The 781-nt window shown below is 80.8% G+C and carries 1 protein-coding gene; it reads right to left on the minus strand.

All coding sequences use genetic code 11. The features are described 5' to 3' along the window. Positions 1–552: thiamine-phosphate kinase (locus tag N866_RS18115; RefSeq protein WP_034229319.1), on the minus strand; the 552-nt coding region annotated here is incomplete at its 3' end. Between the last annotated feature and the right edge of the window lie 229 nt (positions 553–781).

A 781-nucleotide genomic window follows, 5' to 3' on the forward strand; every position in this document is an offset into this window, starting at 1 on the left:
CAGGTCGCCGGTCCCCCGGCCGGCGTCCAGCCACGCGAACCCGGCCGCGGACCGGCCCAGCACCCCGGCGTGCGCGACGACGTCACCGGGGCGCGCGCCGGACCGCAGCACGGGCGCCCGGCCCTCGAGGTCGCCGTGGACCGTCACGGCGACGACCAGCTCCGTCCCCCCCGACAGGTCGCCGCCGACGACCCCGACCCCCAGGGGCGCGCAGACGGCGTCCAACCCGCGCGCCAGACCGAGGACCCAGTCCACCGGCGCGTCCGGCGGCACGACGAGCCCGACGACGAGCGCGGTCGGCCGGGCGCCCATCGCCGCGACGTCGGCGAGGTTCTGCACCGCGGCGCGGCGGCCCACCTCCTCCCCGCCCGACCACGCGCGCCGGAAGTGACGGCCCTCGACGAGCAGGTCCGTCGAGACGACGACGCGCCCGTCCGGGGCCGCCACGACCGCGGCGTCGTCACCGGGGCCCACGAGCGTGGCGCTGCCGGCGCCGAGGAGGGGGAAGACCCGCGCCAGGAGGGCGTCCTCGCCGAGGTCGGCCACCGTCATGCCGGGCGCGTCCCCGTCGGCGTCGGGGGTCGGGGCGGGGTCGGGCGTCGGGGCGGCGTCAGGGGCCACGTCGGGGTCGGGCGTCGGGCGGCTCACGGGCCACCACGGTACGCGCGCGCGCCGGTCTGCCGGCCCGTCCGACCGGGATACCGTGATCGCGTGCACGACCACGACCACCCCGCCGCACCGGACGGGCCCCCCGCACCCGCCGTCCTCGGCCCGGCGCCCC

Origin of the sequence: Actinotalea ferrariae CF5-4, assembly GCF_000603945.1 — a bacterium.
Lineage (GTDB): Bacteria > Actinomycetota > Actinomycetes > Actinomycetales > Cellulomonadaceae > Actinotalea > Actinotalea ferrariae.